General features: G+C 35.5%; 15 protein-coding genes. 3 read left to right on the top strand and 12 right to left on the bottom strand.

Annotation, left to right across the window (positions count from 1 at the left end):
• Positions 1-49: 49 nt before the first annotated feature.
• On the top strand, positions 50-2,215 hold the full coding sequence (locus WBG21_RS07775; RefSeq protein ID WP_340076547.1) for a prolyl oligopeptidase family serine peptidase: 2,166 nt from the start codon (positions 50-52) through the stop codon (positions 2,213-2,215).
• Positions 2,216-2,226: 11 nt separating this feature from the next.
• On the opposite strand, the gene WBG21_RS07770 is transcribed toward WBG21_RS07775, so the two are convergent.
• From WBG21_RS07770 to WBG21_RS07745, 6 genes are all read right to left on the bottom strand, one after another.
• Positions 2,227-2,802, bottom strand: coding sequence for a DUF1572 domain-containing protein (locus WBG21_RS07770; RefSeq protein WP_340076544.1), 576 nt, complete (start codon positions 2,800-2,802; stop codon positions 2,227-2,229).
• Positions 2,792-3,205 carry a peptide-methionine (R)-S-oxide reductase MsrB gene (gene msrB / locus WBG21_RS07765; protein WP_340076542.1) on the bottom strand — a complete coding sequence of 138 codons (414 nt, stop codon included), beginning with the start codon at positions 3,203-3,205 and terminating at the stop codon, positions 2,792-2,794. The genes WBG21_RS07770 and msrB (WBG21_RS07765) overlap by 11 nt, the downstream gene beginning before the upstream one ends.
• Positions 3,195-3,692 (bottom strand): peptide-methionine (R)-S-oxide reductase MsrB, encoded by a 498-nt coding sequence (gene msrB, locus WBG21_RS07760; protein WP_340076541.1) that lies wholly within the window; start codon positions 3,690-3,692, stop codon positions 3,195-3,197. Before msrB (WBG21_RS07760) ends, msrB (WBG21_RS07765) begins: the two co-directional genes overlap by 11 nt.
• 189 nt (positions 3,693-3,881) lie before the next feature.
• Entirely contained in the window at positions 3,882-4,643 is a 762-nt protein-coding gene (locus WBG21_RS07755; RefSeq protein ID WP_340076539.1) for a hypothetical protein, read from the bottom strand.
• 192 nt (positions 4,644-4,835) lie between these two features.
• A complete protein-coding gene (locus tag WBG21_RS07750) occupies positions 4,836-5,369 on the bottom strand; it encodes a collagen-like protein (protein WP_340076537.1) in 534 nt (177 codons plus the stop codon).
• A gap of 11 nt (positions 5,370-5,380) precedes the next feature.
• Positions 5,381-6,253: an alpha/beta fold hydrolase gene (locus tag WBG21_RS07745; RefSeq protein ID WP_340076535.1), complete on the bottom strand. Its 873-nt coding sequence runs from the start codon at positions 6,251-6,253 to the stop codon at positions 5,381-5,383.
• Between the two features lie 177 nt (positions 6,254-6,430).
• Between WBG21_RS07745 and WBG21_RS07740 the strand changes: the two genes are divergently transcribed.
• Both WBG21_RS07740 and WBG21_RS07735 read left to right on the top strand, forming a co-directional pair.
• The gene (locus WBG21_RS07740; RefSeq protein WP_340076532.1) at positions 6,431-7,246 is read left to right on the top strand and encodes a M48 family metallopeptidase; all 816 of its coding nucleotides are present in this window, start codon (positions 6,431-6,433) and stop codon (positions 7,244-7,246) included.
• Between the two features lie 83 nt (positions 7,247-7,329).
• Entirely contained in the window at positions 7,330-8,658 is a 1,329-nt protein-coding gene (locus WBG21_RS07735; protein ID WP_340076530.1) for an MFS transporter, read from the top strand.
• Between the two features lie 27 nt (positions 8,659-8,685).
• Here the strand turns inward: WBG21_RS07735 and WBG21_RS07730 are convergent, their stop codons facing one another.
• The 6 genes from WBG21_RS07730 to WBG21_RS07705 all read right to left on the bottom strand — a co-directional run bounded on the left by WBG21_RS07730 (position 8,686) and on the right by WBG21_RS07705 (position 13,957).
• Positions 8,686-9,921: a M1 aminopeptidase family protein gene (locus WBG21_RS07730; protein ID WP_340076528.1), complete on the bottom strand. Its 1,236-nt coding sequence runs from the start codon at positions 9,919-9,921 to the stop codon at positions 8,686-8,688.
• 36 nt (positions 9,922-9,957) lie between these two features.
• Positions 9,958-10,977, bottom strand: a complete 1,020-nt coding sequence (locus WBG21_RS07725; RefSeq protein WP_340076526.1) for a gliding motility protein GldB-related protein — start codon at positions 10,975-10,977, stop codon at positions 9,958-9,960.
• A gap of 82 nt (positions 10,978-11,059) precedes the next feature.
• Complete coding sequence (locus tag WBG21_RS07720; protein ID WP_340076524.1) at positions 11,060-11,788, bottom strand: head GIN domain-containing protein; 729 nt, start codon at positions 11,786-11,788, stop codon at positions 11,060-11,062.
• A 28-nt stretch (positions 11,789-11,816) separates the two neighbouring features.
• Positions 11,817-12,887: a hypothetical protein gene (locus WBG21_RS07715; RefSeq protein WP_340076522.1), complete on the bottom strand. Its 1,071-nt coding sequence runs from the start codon at positions 12,885-12,887 to the stop codon at positions 11,817-11,819.
• Positions 12,868-13,404, bottom strand: coding sequence for a hypothetical protein (locus WBG21_RS07710; RefSeq protein WP_340076520.1), 537 nt, complete (start codon positions 13,402-13,404; stop codon positions 12,868-12,870). Before WBG21_RS07710 ends, WBG21_RS07715 begins: the two co-directional genes overlap by 20 nt.
• A gap of 4 nt (positions 13,405-13,408) precedes the next feature.
• A complete protein-coding gene (locus WBG21_RS07705; RefSeq protein ID WP_340076518.1) occupies positions 13,409-13,957 on the bottom strand; it encodes an RNA polymerase sigma factor in 549 nt (182 codons plus the stop codon).
• Between the last annotated feature and the right edge of the window lie 38 nt (positions 13,958-13,995).

Genomic DNA, 13,995 nt, shown 5'->3' with positions numbered 1-13,995 from the left:
AAAAACAATAATAATATTTTACTTCGTACCAAATAATAATCAAAAGTATATGAAATCGAATTATTCATTATTGTTTTTAGCTATTTTAGGAATAGCTTGTAATCAGGAGTATAAGCAGAAAATAAACTATCCGGAAAGTAAACAGATAACCCATTACGATAGTTACCATGGAGATGAAGTAGCCGATCCATATCAATGGTTGGAAGCTATGGATAGCCCGGAGACTAAGAAATGGGTTGAGGAACAAGATAAGTTGTTACAAGAATATTTAGAAGGGCCTATTCGAAATAAGATTAAAAATCAATTAAAAAAATATGTAGATTATGATAGTTACTCAAATCCTATAAAAAGAGGAGAAAGTTATTATTTCACGAAAGTGTCAGTAGGAGCATCGGAACCAAAAATTTATGTGCAAAAAGGAGCGGAACCTGAAGAGTTGCTATTAGATCCAAAATTCGATAATGAAGATGTCCGAATTGCCAATAGAGGAGCCAATCCCGTATTAACAATGAGCATGGATGGCCAATGGTTGACATATAACGTTTCTGAAGGGGAGCAGAGATGGTATGAATTAAGGACTTATAATATAGCAAATAGAAGTAATGGGGAAATTGTGAAAGGATTGCATCAAATAGGAGGGAGCCCGGTATGGAAAAAAAGCGAAGGATTTTATTATAGTAAATTTAAAACTCCTGAAAACAAAGAAACATTATCAAATCCAACCGGAAATGCGGCTATTTATTATCACAAGATCGGAACAGAACAATCAGAAGATGTACTTACATTACCGTCTAATTTTATAGGAGAAGATTGGCTATATACGCCGAAGGTTAGTAGAGAAGGGAATTATTTGATTATTGAAGCTAGGGAAGGAAGTAAAGTTACCAATAGAATATATTACACTAAGATTGATAATACTACTTCAATAACTCCACTTTTTATAGAAGACAATGCGAATTATTTGTTTTTAGGGAACACAGGAAATCATTTTTTCTTTTACACAGATTTGAACGCTCCAAATGGCAGGGTAATAGGGGTAGATATCACTAAAAAAGAAAATAATGGTATTTATGAGATTATCCCTGAGTCAAAAGAAGCTATAGGAGCAGGTAGCTTAACAGGAGGTAATGCTATTGGCTTTTTTGCCGATAAATTTGTTGTCAAATACACTAAAGACGGAGAGCCGTTAATCAAGGTTTTTGATATAAAAGGAGAATATCTGTATTCGCCAATTTTACCTGTTGGAGGTTCTGTATGGGGAGGTTTTACAGGAGAGCAAGATGATACGGAAGTATTTTATAATTTCTTAGGATTAATTGACCCAAGCTCCATATATAAATTAGATTTAGGTTCAGAGAAGGTAGCTGTCTTTAAACGTTCTTTAAAATCCCTGAAAGCAGAAGACTATGCAGTTGAAAAGGTTTTATATACAAGTAAGGATGGGGCTAGAGTGCCTATGTTTATAACCTATAAAAAAGGGCTTAAAAAGGATGGTTCTAACCCCGGATTTATATATGGATATGGTGCACTCGGATGGGTATCATTTATTTGGTTTCAAGAGCATGTTATAACTTGGTTGGAAATGGGAGGAGTTTATGCACAACCAGGAATACGGGGAGGAGGAGAATACGGACTTGAATGGCACGAGGCAGGTAAAAAGCAGCATAGGCAAAATGCTATTGATGATTATGTGATGGCATCTAAATGGCTTATTGAAAATAAATATGTTCATCCTAAAAAATTAGTAGCTAATGGAGGAAGTATAAGTGCTAGTTTAGTAGGGGCTGCTATTAATCAAAATCCTGAATTGTACGGAGCTAGCGTTATTGACAGGCCGGCAATGGATATGCTAAGGTATCCTAAATTCACAGGAGCAAATCATTGGATACAAGAATTGGGCTCTCCAGATATTGAGGAAGAGTATGAAATATTAAAGTCGTACTCTCCATATCATAATATTAAAGAAGGGACATGTTATCCTCCAATGCTTATCATGATAGGGGATGAGGATGATACAACCCCACCTTTACACGCCTATAAATATACCGCAGCGTTACAAACAAACTCTACATGTGAAGAGAACCCTATACTATTGAAAATGATGTATGGAGCAGCACATACCTTTGGTACTACGAAAGAACAAAGGCTCGATTCCAGAACTGACGAGCTTACTTTTCTAGTGAAGGTATTGGGAATAGATCTAAGTGTTGATTAATAAAAAGGAAGCTATTTTTCGGATGGATTGATGTATTCATCCGTAAAATGCTTTCTTTCTTTTTTTTGGCTGAATTTTCCCGTGTTATAATTCTCAGACTGCCCTTTCGGAACGGAGAGTGATTGCCAATTGTTTCCTTTCAATATTTTAGCAATATAAATGAGCTGACCTATGTGATAAGGGTAATGAGCCAGTTGCCTATTGATAGCCTCTACCACAGTATGCCCTTGATTTCGAATATAGATAATCTTATCAAAATCTTCAGGGTTTAAGGAATTTAAGGCAGAAAACAAGCAATTCCATCCCTGTTCCCAATGCGCCATCATTTCTTCTTTTGAAGCGTAGGTATCCTCAAATTCATCATCACGGTTACGCCATTCTTTTTCACCATCTTCGGTGAGGAAATTGGTCCATCTGCTCAACATGTTCCCCGCAATATGTTTTACAATAATGGCAATACTGTTGTTTTCCTCGCTACTCTGCCAATGGATGTTGTCATCTGTAAGTAGTGCCAGTGTTTTATTCCCTAATGATTTATAGTATTGAAATAGCTTAAGGGCACTATCCAAATAATTTTCATGCATCATTTTTTGTGTTTTTAAAATTAAGGCTAGCTGAATTAACACAATATCGCTGTCCTGTTTCAGTAGAGCCATCGTCAAAAACATGCCCTAAATGGCTACCGCAATTCGCGCATACGATTTCGGTTCGTATTATTCCATGTGATTTGTCTATACGATATTCAATAGTACCTTCCATGGCATCGTCAAAAGAGGGCCATCCGCAATTGCTTTTAAATTTAGCACCACTCTCAAAAAGCTGCGTTCCACATCCTTTGCAAGTATAGCTACCATCATCAAAATGGAGATTGTATTTTCCGGTATGTGGGTATTCCGTCCCTTTTTGCCTCAACACACGATATTCTTCATTGGAAAGTTGAGCTTTCCATTCTTCTTCGGTTTTTGATATAGGATATTTATTAATTTTCATTTTTTGCAGGAATAAAATTTAAGGAGACTGAATTTACACAATGGCGTTTTCCGGTAGTATTACGTGGCCCATCATCAAAAACATGGCCCAAATGCCCGCCGCAAGAGGCACATAATACTTCAGTACGTGTCATTCCTAACGAGGTATCAATTTTATATTCAATATTTTCATCGTATCCACGGTCAAAAGCTGGCCATCCGCTCCCGCTATCGTATTTGTATTCCGATTCATACAATTTTGTACCACAAGCAGCACATACATACGTGCCTTCTTCATAAAATTTATTATAGATTCCTGTAGTTGCCCTCTCGGTACCCTTTTGGCGCAACACATAATATTCCATGTTTGACAATTGCGCTTTCCATTCCTCATCAGGTTTAGATACTTTATAGGTTTTTTTTTCTTCTGTTTTTTCTTTTTTTTTCTGAGCATTGCCATTACAGTTGAAAATTAATGAAAGAGTGATTAATAAAGCGATTTTTTTCATACTCCTTTTAAGTTTTGATAAAGTTACAAATTGTAAGGGCGAAACTATTTTAAATAACTCTTAATTTTTAAGGTGATATTACCAATTTAAAATGTTAAACCTCACAAGCTTCCATAAGCTTGTGAGGTTTAACAAATCACTTTTTGTTCCTGTACCCCTGGGTACAGACAAGAGAACTATTTTAGTTTTTTAATTACTAGCAGCAACAACTTCAGCAGATAAACCACTTAAATCTGGGCGATAGACCCATAATTCCGTTTCGCTTCCATTTGTGGCATCATACCATTCTTTTAAGAATGTATCCCATGACCCTTCGCCATACATCTCCCCATATTTTTTGGGAAACTCATGATCATCAGACATCCATGAAGATTTCTCAAAAAACCAAACAAGCGCAAGATCCCTACCTTCTTTGGTACTTCCCATTTCATTGGTATAAACACCATACGTTTCATTTGGAATTTTTTCTGCATACACTTTTTTAACTTTTGCAATTAAATCCATGGCTTCTTTTCCCTTTCCTCTTTTTATGTCAAAAAAAGTAATAAGAAGTTTATCCAATTTAAAATCTTTATGGATCCTGGAATGCTTATCATTGGTCTTCCAATAAGAGGTATGTACCTCAGCTTTTAATGTGGGTTCTACATTGGCAGCCCAATCGTCATTATGCCCATTCTCATCTTGTGGACGGGTATCCATAGAGGACCATGTAGAAGGCATGGACCAAATATATTTTCCTGAATTGGGCCCCGAAGCTATCCAATAGACCCTGCATCCATATGCATCTTGATTGTGAAACTTTTTGTTGTGGTAGGCAACGGCTTTTTCAAATTGCTTTGATTTTCCCGGCTGTACGGTAAGCATCACATTTTCAAAAATAACAGCCTCTTGATTGTCTTGTGCATTGGTAATAAATGATAGCAACAATGCGATGAAAAATAATTTTCTCATGATTATAATTGGTTTATTGGTTACTTACTTTGGTTGTTTTTAGCAATATATAGAATAAAGAAGATGGTCGTAGTGGAGGGGAAGTTTAAATATACATATAATTAACTATAAATCAAATATTAAAAAAACAAAAAGATTGTTTAGAGATCAACTCTAAACAATCTTGGTATATAAAAATTGTATTGAATTAGGTTACCTTCGAGAGATAACATCACTGTTTTTAATATCCAGTGCATTCATTACGTCACTAAGACTACTGAGATTTATATTGGGGTCTTCTGCAAATTCAGCGGGAACGACGGCTATTCTAAATATTTGATTTTGTGTAAATGCTGCCGGGGCTATATTTAAGTCAAAATTAGCATCCAAAAGTATCAATACGTCAAAAAAGGTATTGTTAAAAGTATATTGTAGAAGACCTCCATTTACAAAAAATGTTTGTGGTAACGGTGTCCATACATCTGCGGTACCGCCATTTCCATCATCTACAACATCTTCTAAAAGGTATACCAGTACGATATCTGACTCAAATACTTCTATGGAAGTAGGAAAATCAAAAAATAATGAAAAATCATTAGCGGCATTGAAACTGCCTTCTACCTCAAAAACACTTCCTAGGATATTGATTCCCGGAAGCCCTTCTGGTCCTGGAGGTCCTGGATCGCCTTCACAGGCAACAAAAAAGAAAACGAGGGTAGGCAAGATAAATCGTATACTATTTTTCATAATGCAAAATTTTAAGTGTTAGTTATATACTTATGGATGTTTTCAATAACTGTGCCATTTCCTAAAATCTTTCGGTGCCCTAAATTTTTTGTAGTAAATAATTGGCTGTTTTTCAGGTTTTCGTGAATGTGTATCGCGGCGCTTACCGGAACTTCTTCATCATGTTCATCATGAACGACTAACACAGGGATGGTTACCTTCTTAGCAGCATAACTCGCTGAATAGTCATTCATTCGTTCTCCAAATTGATTTTCAAAATAATTTCGCATTCGCTCACTGATCTCAGGTTTAAGCCCTAATTTATGTACAAAATCGTCCATAATATCCGTGACAATATCACCACTTCCTATGGTAACAACTTTCCGAAGTTTCAAACCTCTTTTGATGGCATTTAGAATAGTCATCCCACCAAGTGAATGCCCTATGGCAATATCAAAAGGCCCATACTTTTCATCCAAATACAGCGCAGCTTCCATAAACTCTTTCATATGGGTAGTTTTCCCCGAAGCTTTTCCATGGGCAGGGGCATCAAAACTGATAGTCTGATACCCTGAATCTAAGAGCATATCGGCTATTTTGACCAATTGGGTTCCGCGTCCACTCCATCCATGGATTAACAATGCTTTTTTTGTACCACTACCATAGTTGTACACTACTATTTCTTTATGGTTTTGTGGTACAATCAGTTTTTCCTGTCTACTTTGTTGGTCCATATGAGATTCCCTTTTTGGTATTTTATACTTAAAAGGGGTCATAAATAATTTAGCGGCGTACCTGGTAGCCAAGGATATTGAAATAAACTGTAAAAACTTTCCTGTATAGCGAATCCATTTTGGGACTTCTAAAGTCTGTCGGTAAATATCATTGCCTTTTGGGATAGCCATATTTGTAAGTACTATTGAATTGCAATTTACATATTTTTGAACCTTTCTTTTCAGATCAGTAAAAAGCTAAATTAGAAAGAGTGATTATTAAAAAAAGATTTCTAAATATATTTTATATAGTAATATGTTTAAGAAACAATATTTTGTATTTTTAATCAAATAAATTAGATATTTACTATGAAAAAAGGAGCATCATATTTACTGATTTTAGCTTTTATTATATCATGTAAAACCAATCCGTTTACTGGTAAAAAAACATTAAACTTTGTAAGTAACAGCCAGTTGTTTCCCACATCATTCCAGCAATACAATCAAGTACTTGATGAAAGTAACGTAATAAAGGGAACCTCAGATGCTGCTTTAGTGAAAAAGGTAGGTGCGCGCATTGCATCAGCAGCAGACCGTTGGTTAACAGCCAATGGCTACCCCGGTTATTTAAAAGACTATCGTTGGGAATACAATTTAATAAAAGATGATCAAGTAAATGCGTGGGCCATGCCCGGAGGGAAGATCGCTTTTTATACAGGGATTTTACCCATCACAAAAACCGAAACTGGTTTGGCTGTGGTTATGGGACATGAAGTGGCACATGCCTTGGCTGACCATGGAGCGCAGCGAATGAGTGCAGGTACATTACAACAATTAGTTGGTGTGGGTGTAGCTGCAGCGACTAGTGAAAAATCAGCGGAAGCCCAGAATGCTTGGTTGCAAGCCTATGGTATTGGTACACAGGTAGGAGTGATGCTCCCTTTTAGCCGAAAACATGAAAGTGAAGCAGATGCCATTGGTATACAAATTATGGCCATTGCAGGGTACAATCCGTATGAAGCTGCCGAACTATGGAAAAGAATGAAAGTGAATAGTGGAGGGCAAGCACCTCCTGAGTTTTTAAGCACACACCCGTCTAATGAAACGCGTATTCAAAATTTGACTGCGTTAGCACCAAAAGCAGTGGAAGAAGCCAAAAAATTTGGAGTGACTAAATTCCAATAACAACAATTGTCATTTGGAGTAAAAATAAATGTTTAAATTAGGAGCTGTTCATAAATCAATGAACAGCTTTTTTAATTACATCTATGGCATCATTTGTAACAACAACCGCGCTACCAAAAGGAAGTAAAAAACTGCTCAACGCATGGGCTTTCTATGACTGGGCCAACTCTGTTTATAGTTTGGTTATTGCATCGGCAATTTTCCCGCTCTTTTACGGAGCTCTTTTTAGGGAGGCCAATATTGAAAAAATTGAAATTTTTGGAGGGCTCATTACCCGCGCACCATTAATCAGTTACGTAACCGCTGCTGCATTTTTAGTGGTTTCGTTTCTTTCCCCTCTATTATCAGGAATTGCCGATTACACAGGAAACAAACGAATTTTCATGAAGTTTTTTTGTTACCTGGGAGCTGTTTCTTGTATTGGTTTGTATTGGTTTTCTCTGGAAAATATTTATTTCGGATTGATATGTTACTTTTTAGGGCTTATTGGTTTTTGGAACAGTTTGGTATTCTACAATTCATATTTACCAGACATTGCCTATGCAGAGCAACAAGACAGTATCAGTGCTAAAGGTTTTTCATTGGGCTATATAGGTAGTGTTATTTTATTGATCGTTAACCTTATCATGATTTTAAAATATGAATGGTTTGGTTTTGATGGAGCAGGGATGCCCACCAAGTTAGCATTTGTAATGACGGGTGTTTGGTGGATGGCTTTCAGTCAATATACATTTTATTACCTTCCAAAAGGGCACGATCAGGGTAAAAAAGCCACAAAAAGGGTTATTCTTAAGGGGTTTAGGGAATTAAAAGGCGTGTGGCACCGGTTGGGAGAGTCCCCTAAACTGAAAAGGTATTTAGGAGCATTTTTTGTGTATAGCATGGCGGTACAAACAGTAATGCTTATTGCAACCTATTTTGGGGAAGAAGAACTGGCTTGGGGAAGTGACAGTGAACGCACTATGGGCCTTATAGTCAGTATTTTATTAATTCAACTGGTAGCTGTTGTAGGAGCCACATTAACTTCTAAGGCTTCCTTTAAATATGGTAATATAAAAACGTTGATAGTTATTAATGCCATATGGGTGTTGATATGTATTTATGCGTATTTCATCAAAACACCACAGCAGTTTTATATTGCTGCCGGATTTGTGGGCATGGTGATGGGGGGTATACAAGCATTATCGAGGTCTACCTATTCAAAATTCCTTCCAGAAACAGAAGATACGACATCGTTCTTTAGTTTTTATGATGTAGCTGAAAAGATAGGCATCGTTATCGGAATGTTTTTATATGGGTTTATAGCACAGCTTACGGGAAGTATGCGAAATTCGGTCATCTTCTTAGGCGTATTTTTTGTTCTTGGGATAGTGCTTTTATTTAGAATACCAAAATATACACAGGCTTCATAAATGAAGCCTGTGTATATTTTAAAATTATTAAGATTCTAGGAGTTTCTCAAAAAAGTCCCTGTCTTCTTTACCAAGTATTTTTTCCATTAGGCTTAAAAATTCGTCTGTAGTCTCAGTTTTATCAGCAATTCTGGCTTTCAATAAGGATATCATTTTTTCTCTACCAATGCGTTTTTCCAATTCCATAAGGAGTACAAAACCTTTAATGTAATAAACACTAAAAGCATTTTCTGAAAACATGGTGTTTCCTTTTATTGGAGGCAAATCTTCGGCTCTTTTTTTGTAGATAGACAAAAGACGGTCATATTCTTCAGGGCTGTCATATTCTTCTATGACCATGAACATGGCATAATTGGCAAATGACTCACTCAACCATGGATCATTTACATGTTCTTCTTCTTTTTTCCACCAAAAATGACCTATTTCATGCGCTAAATCCCCGTAGGTATCAAAGTCCGGACCGGTTACCATCATATTATTTCTGGCAAATTGATAACCAATTTGATCTTGTGTAGTGTTGCGCAATGCCACTCTATAATTGGTTATTGGTTTTTCAGTACCAAAAGTGTTGTTATATAGTTGAATACTTTTGAATACTTTGGTGTTCATGGAATTGAGGAGCGAATCAGAAACCTTTTCTGAGGCAAAAAAATCAATTTTAATTCCATCTTTTTCACTTTCCCAGAACCGCATATCTTTCCCAATTAAGAGAAAAGCTTCAAAAGTGGGTCTAGTGTTTGTTACTTTATAGGAGCCATCAGCCAGTTCTTTAATCTCTGAATCCATGTATGAAACGAACGAATAACGATTGTCGAGATTTTTTATATGAATATTTGAAATAAATTTATCATACATGCTACCGTAATGCGGGTACCAGTACCTGTCAAGGTTAAGCTCGATCCAATCGGAATCAATGTAATTCATCTCAGAGAGGTCTATTTCATAGTCAAAAGTTACTTTTATATCATCACCTGCTTTTACAGGCTTATCAAGGTGTAACCATAAGTTAGGATCGTAATTTGTTTCTACAAATTCGTAAGACGTTAAATTTTCCACTTGAATGGAATTGATTTTAAATTTTGGATGTAACAAAAAAGGAAGGGAATCCATCTGCTTTTCTGCATTGTAATGATTAAACTCTGCATGGATAATCAGATTATTCCCATTAAAGTCCAGTGTAATGTCAAGAAGGTCCTCTTTTTGTTCTTTGTTGCAACTTATCAGAACGAGCGCGATAAAAAGTAATGTTAGAATCTTATTCATAATAAATAGGGTTGATGGTTATAATTTTATAAAATTTTATTCGCCAAATTTAGAGGCGTAATTGCTTTTTTTTAAAAAATCACTAGCATTTTCAAGCTCAAGGATATCGCGGATGGCTTTAGCCTTATCAGAGGTGTTATTATAGTAATGTTCTACGATCTTATAACCCATATAGTATCCAAGGTCTGCTGGTTTATCTTTGGCATTGACACTGTTGTACATCCAATCTTTAACAGCTTCTTTTTCATACATAACTTCTTTAAATTCCTTCCAAAGTTCAGCTTCTCTTTTATTGGCCCATTCATGGATATGGCTGTTGTTGAAGTTTCCTCCCGAAATTAATTTGCTTATAAAATCAGCAGCCCCTTCTACAATGGCATTGGATAATAGGTCGGGTAACGATCCACTGGGTTTTAATTTCTGATTGTAGTGAATGGACTCATGAGCCGTTACATAGGAAATGTTTTCTATGGGCTTAATGACTGAATTATGCCAATCACTCAGTATTTCAACAGGGGTTTCCTCCGTTCTTCCATACATTTCAGTACCAATCAAAAGTCCTTCATCTGATATGGTACCGCCTGAATTTAGTATTCCTATTACGAAATACGTGTTTGGAAAGACAGCTTCCGGATAGATGTTATCAAATTTTCTGTATGCATCCCTGATGGCTTCAGTGTGTTTTGTAACCGCTAAGGTACTTTCCCTTGCAGAAAGGTAGTAATCTATATATTTTTCAATTTGATTGGTGAATTGGAGCGAATCCCTAAATTTCCATTCTGCAAATTGCTTTAGCCCTTCACTCCCTTTTTTTAAGTAATAGGTATCAAATATAGTTACGGCATCTTCTTTTAGTTGTTGTTTTTCTGTGTCATACGCTTTATCAAATGCATTCCAAAAATTATCCACATCACTGGTAACTAATAATGCTTTATTGGGATCTTTATTGACATTTCTTGTTTGAGGATTTTTTATATCCTCAGTTGCGGTTTTTGTTTCCGGTTTACAGTTTATCAGCAAGTAAGGGAAGATAATAAGAAATAAGAGCTTTTTCATTTTTGTGTATTTTTCCAAAACTATGAAAAATAGTATAAAAAAACAGACTGGATAAAAACTTCCAGCCTGTTTTATAAAAGGATTAATCATTTTTACGAATAGTTCCCGAGCCTGTAGCTTTGGAATCTACTTTATCAGGGTTTCCTTTATAGGTAACTTCTCCTGAACCCACTACGCGTGCTTTTAAAGAACTTGTGCTGTGTACTCTAGCATCTCCAGAACCTGCTACAGAAACCTCTACGTTATCTGCAACTAGCTCAAAAGCATGAACATCTCCCGAGCCTGCCACACTGCAATCAAAATTAACAGCTTTCCCGCTTAGTTTTAAATCTCCAGAACCTGCAACGCTTCCTTTAATATCGGTTGCTTCAATCTGTATGTTTATATCTCCGGAACCCGCTACACTTGCTTTAAAAGAATTGGTTTTAATAGGGTTTTTAGAAACAATATCTCCTGAGCCCGCTAGAGAAACGGCAGAAATCTCTCGAAAAGGAACAGTTACTTGTATTTTTTTATTTCCGGAAGGTCGGAGGCTATACCCTTTTTCTGTTTTAATTTTAAGTTTTCCATCTTTTACTTCCGTTTCAATATGAGGTATAAGGTTTTCTTCCGCTTTTATGGTCAACTTTCCTTCACTTCCAGACACAAGTGTTACATCCATAGATCCTGCGACACTAATGCTTTCATAATTTCCTACGTTCCGTTCTTTGGTAACTTCATTTCCATTACCTTTTACTTTTTTATCCCCCCATTGTGCATTGGCATTGGCGAATACTAATAAACTTAAGCTTAATACGATTAGTTTTTTCATTTTTATTGTTTTAAGTGAATTGATTGATTTAATTTTTAATTAATTTAACCCCTCCGTAATTGGAATCTATAAGAAGTTTATTCCCTGAATTTTTAGAACCAATGGTGCCTTCATAGTATTTTTTATTGTGTTCTTCTTTTTTAATGTTAAAAGAAACATTGCCTTCTGTTTTCAGGCTGGCATAATCTAGTTGGATATTGAAACTGGCACTATATCTGGGAGCATACCCTATTTTTATATTGGTATACCCTGATTTAATTTGAATGTTTTTGGCATCTTCAGATAATTCAACAATCTTTAACGAGCCAAAATCAGATTTATATTGCAAGTTCCCATCAATAGTACCAAACTCTGTGGTCAAATAGCTTGATTTTCCTGTAATATCAGAAGCCTTTTCTATAGCTAGTTTTCCATAGTCGCAACTGTATTCAATAGCATTCACTTTTTCTATAGCGGAATTGGTATAATCAGCTTTTAATGATAAATTTTCAACAGCATCAAGTGTAAAACTTGAATAATCTGCATGGATAGCTCCACTTTTCATATAGTCGATAGTACTGCTTGTAGTATAGTCAAAAGAAAGCGTATTTTCATCTGCTAATAATTCTCCGATGTCTAATTTACCATAGTTACATTTTATAGAGGCTTTCCCACGTAATTTATCTAAGGAAATACTTCCATAGTTGTTTTTGAGTTCTACATTATTGGTAATGGGGACTTTTATGGTATAATTGATTTCCATATTCACATTATTCCCTCTCCAATTTTTTGTGCTGCCAAATGTTGTTTTAGCAGCAACTAGAACCCTGGAAAATTCAAACTCAACATCAATGGCATCCAATCGTTTTTGGACTTTTTTTTCATCATTCCCGTTCACCTTTATAGTGACATCAATAACAATGCGGTCTTCATCCCATGAAGTGATGTATAGGTTTCCATAACTGTTATCCACCTTTAAAAGGGCATCCGGTGCTAAGACATTAAATTCTTTGCTTATTTTTTTCTCTTTGGTGTGTTTTCCTTTCCATTTGTTCCCGGCCAATGCAATGGCGGGAACCAAAAGAAATACTACAAAAACATTAAATACGGTTTTTTTCATTTTGTGTAATTTTAAATTGTTTTACTTCTTCAATTTGATTTATAACTTGTTTTAACAGATTAATGCGTGTTTGAAAGTTAGTGATCATTGCATACAGCAATTGTTTACTTTCTCCACTTTTTAAAAGCTCTTCTTCTATGGTTTTATAATCACCTTCTATTTTTTTTAGTTGAACCATAGCATCTGCAACAATTGTCCTTGTATCTTTTGTAGCAGTAGCATCGAGTTTTTCCATTTCTTGTTCTAAGAGTGAAGCGAAATAGAATTGGGTTTTTGCTACTTCAGGAGATAAGCTATTTGTTTGTAGGGAAGAAAAATAACCAATTCCTATACTGATAAGAACGGCAATAGATGCTGCGATAGATAAAGGTTTCCACCAATTCAATTGTGTACGCTTTTTAGGAGGATAATTTTTTAATTTTTCCTGAAAGCGTTCCCTGTGTCCATACTTTGGAGATTCAACATCTAGATTTTTTTGAAGTTGGTCAAACAACTCTTTTATAGTATCTTTTTCCATAATCTTATGTTTCTATCATTTTTTTTCGCAGGCTTTCTTTTGCTCGGGATATCATAGTTCGGCAATTATTGTAGCTGATATTCATGATATCACATATTTCTTCGTAATCATACCCCTCAATTAAATGTAAGGTCAAAGAAACTCTGTAGTTTTCTTTTAAACTTTGCATGGTTTTCAAAACTTTTTGAGCCTTCATTTTGTCTATGTCATGCGCAGTGGCTACATCGCCATCTTCGACCTTGTGAATGATTCTCTCTAATGACGTTTCATTATATTTTTGTTTTATGCGATAATAATGGATGCTGTTATTTATAACAATTCGTTTTAACCAAGAACCAAAAGAACTTTTCTTATCAAAAGAATCGAGCTTTGTAAAAGCACTTAAAAAAGATTCCTGCATTATGTCTTCTGCATCATCATGGTTTTTTACAATTCTATATGCGGTATTATACATAGCGTGATAATAATTGTCATAGATTTTCATTTGTGCTAATTGATTTCCCTTAGCACACTGTACAAGCAACACATCATTATGTAATACTTCTTGGCTCAAAAAGTTAATTGTTTATATTAAAGATGAATTAAAATACA

This window comes from Leptobacterium meishanense, from assembly GCF_037645805.1.
GTDB classification, from domain to species: Bacteria; Bacteroidota; Bacteroidia; order Flavobacteriales; family Flavobacteriaceae; genus Leptobacterium_A; species Leptobacterium_A meishanense.
The sequence above is the reverse complement of the archived record's forward strand: the minus strand, read 5'-3'. Positions and strand labels throughout refer to the sequence as shown.

Bases quoted from the DNA above. Each gene is read 5' to 3' on its own strand.
- WBG21_RS07740 (WP_340076532.1), top strand. From the start codon at position 6,431: ATGAAAAAAGGAGCATCATATTTACTGATTTTAGCTTTTATTATATCA.
- WBG21_RS07735 (WP_340076530.1), top strand. From the start codon at position 7,330: ATGGCATCATTTGTAACAACAACCGCGCTACCAAAAGGAAGTAAAAAA.
- WBG21_RS07755 (WP_340076539.1), bottom strand. From the start codon at position 4,643: ATGAGAAAATTATTTTTCATCGCATTGTTGCTATCATTTATTACCAAT.
- WBG21_RS07775 (WP_340076547.1), top strand. From the start codon at position 50: ATGAAATCGAATTATTCATTATTGTTTTTAGCTATTTTAGGAATAGCT.
- WBG21_RS07770 (WP_340076544.1), bottom strand. From the start codon at position 2,802: ATGATGCATGAAAATTATTTGGATAGTGCCCTTAAGCTATTTCAATAC.
- WBG21_RS07720 (WP_340076524.1), bottom strand. From the start codon at position 11,788: ATGAAAAAACTAATCGTATTAAGCTTAAGTTTATTAGTATTCGCCAAT.
- msrB (WP_340076542.1), bottom strand. From the start codon at position 3,205: ATGAAAATTAATAAATATCCTATATCAAAAACCGAAGAAGAATGGAAA.
- WBG21_RS07730 (WP_340076528.1), bottom strand. From the start codon at position 9,921: ATGAATAAGATTCTAACATTACTTTTTATCGCGCTCGTTCTGATAAGT.
- msrB (WP_340076541.1), bottom strand. From the start codon at position 3,692: ATGAAAAAAATCGCTTTATTAATCACTCTTTCATTAATTTTCAACTGT.
- WBG21_RS07715 (WP_340076522.1), bottom strand. From the start codon at position 12,887: ATGAAAAAAACCGTATTTAATGTTTTTGTAGTATTTCTTTTGGTTCCC.
- WBG21_RS07725 (WP_340076526.1), bottom strand. From the start codon at position 10,977: ATGAAAAAGCTCTTATTTCTTATTATCTTCCCTTACTTGCTGATAAAC.
- WBG21_RS07745 (WP_340076535.1), bottom strand. From the start codon at position 6,253: ATGGCTATCCCAAAAGGCAATGATATTTACCGACAGACTTTAGAAGTC.
- WBG21_RS07750 (WP_340076537.1), bottom strand. From the start codon at position 5,369: ATGAAAAATAGTATACGATTTATCTTGCCTACCCTCGTTTTCTTTTTT.
- WBG21_RS07710 (WP_340076520.1), bottom strand. From the start codon at position 13,404: ATGGAAAAAGATACTATAAAAGAGTTGTTTGACCAACTTCAAAAAAAT.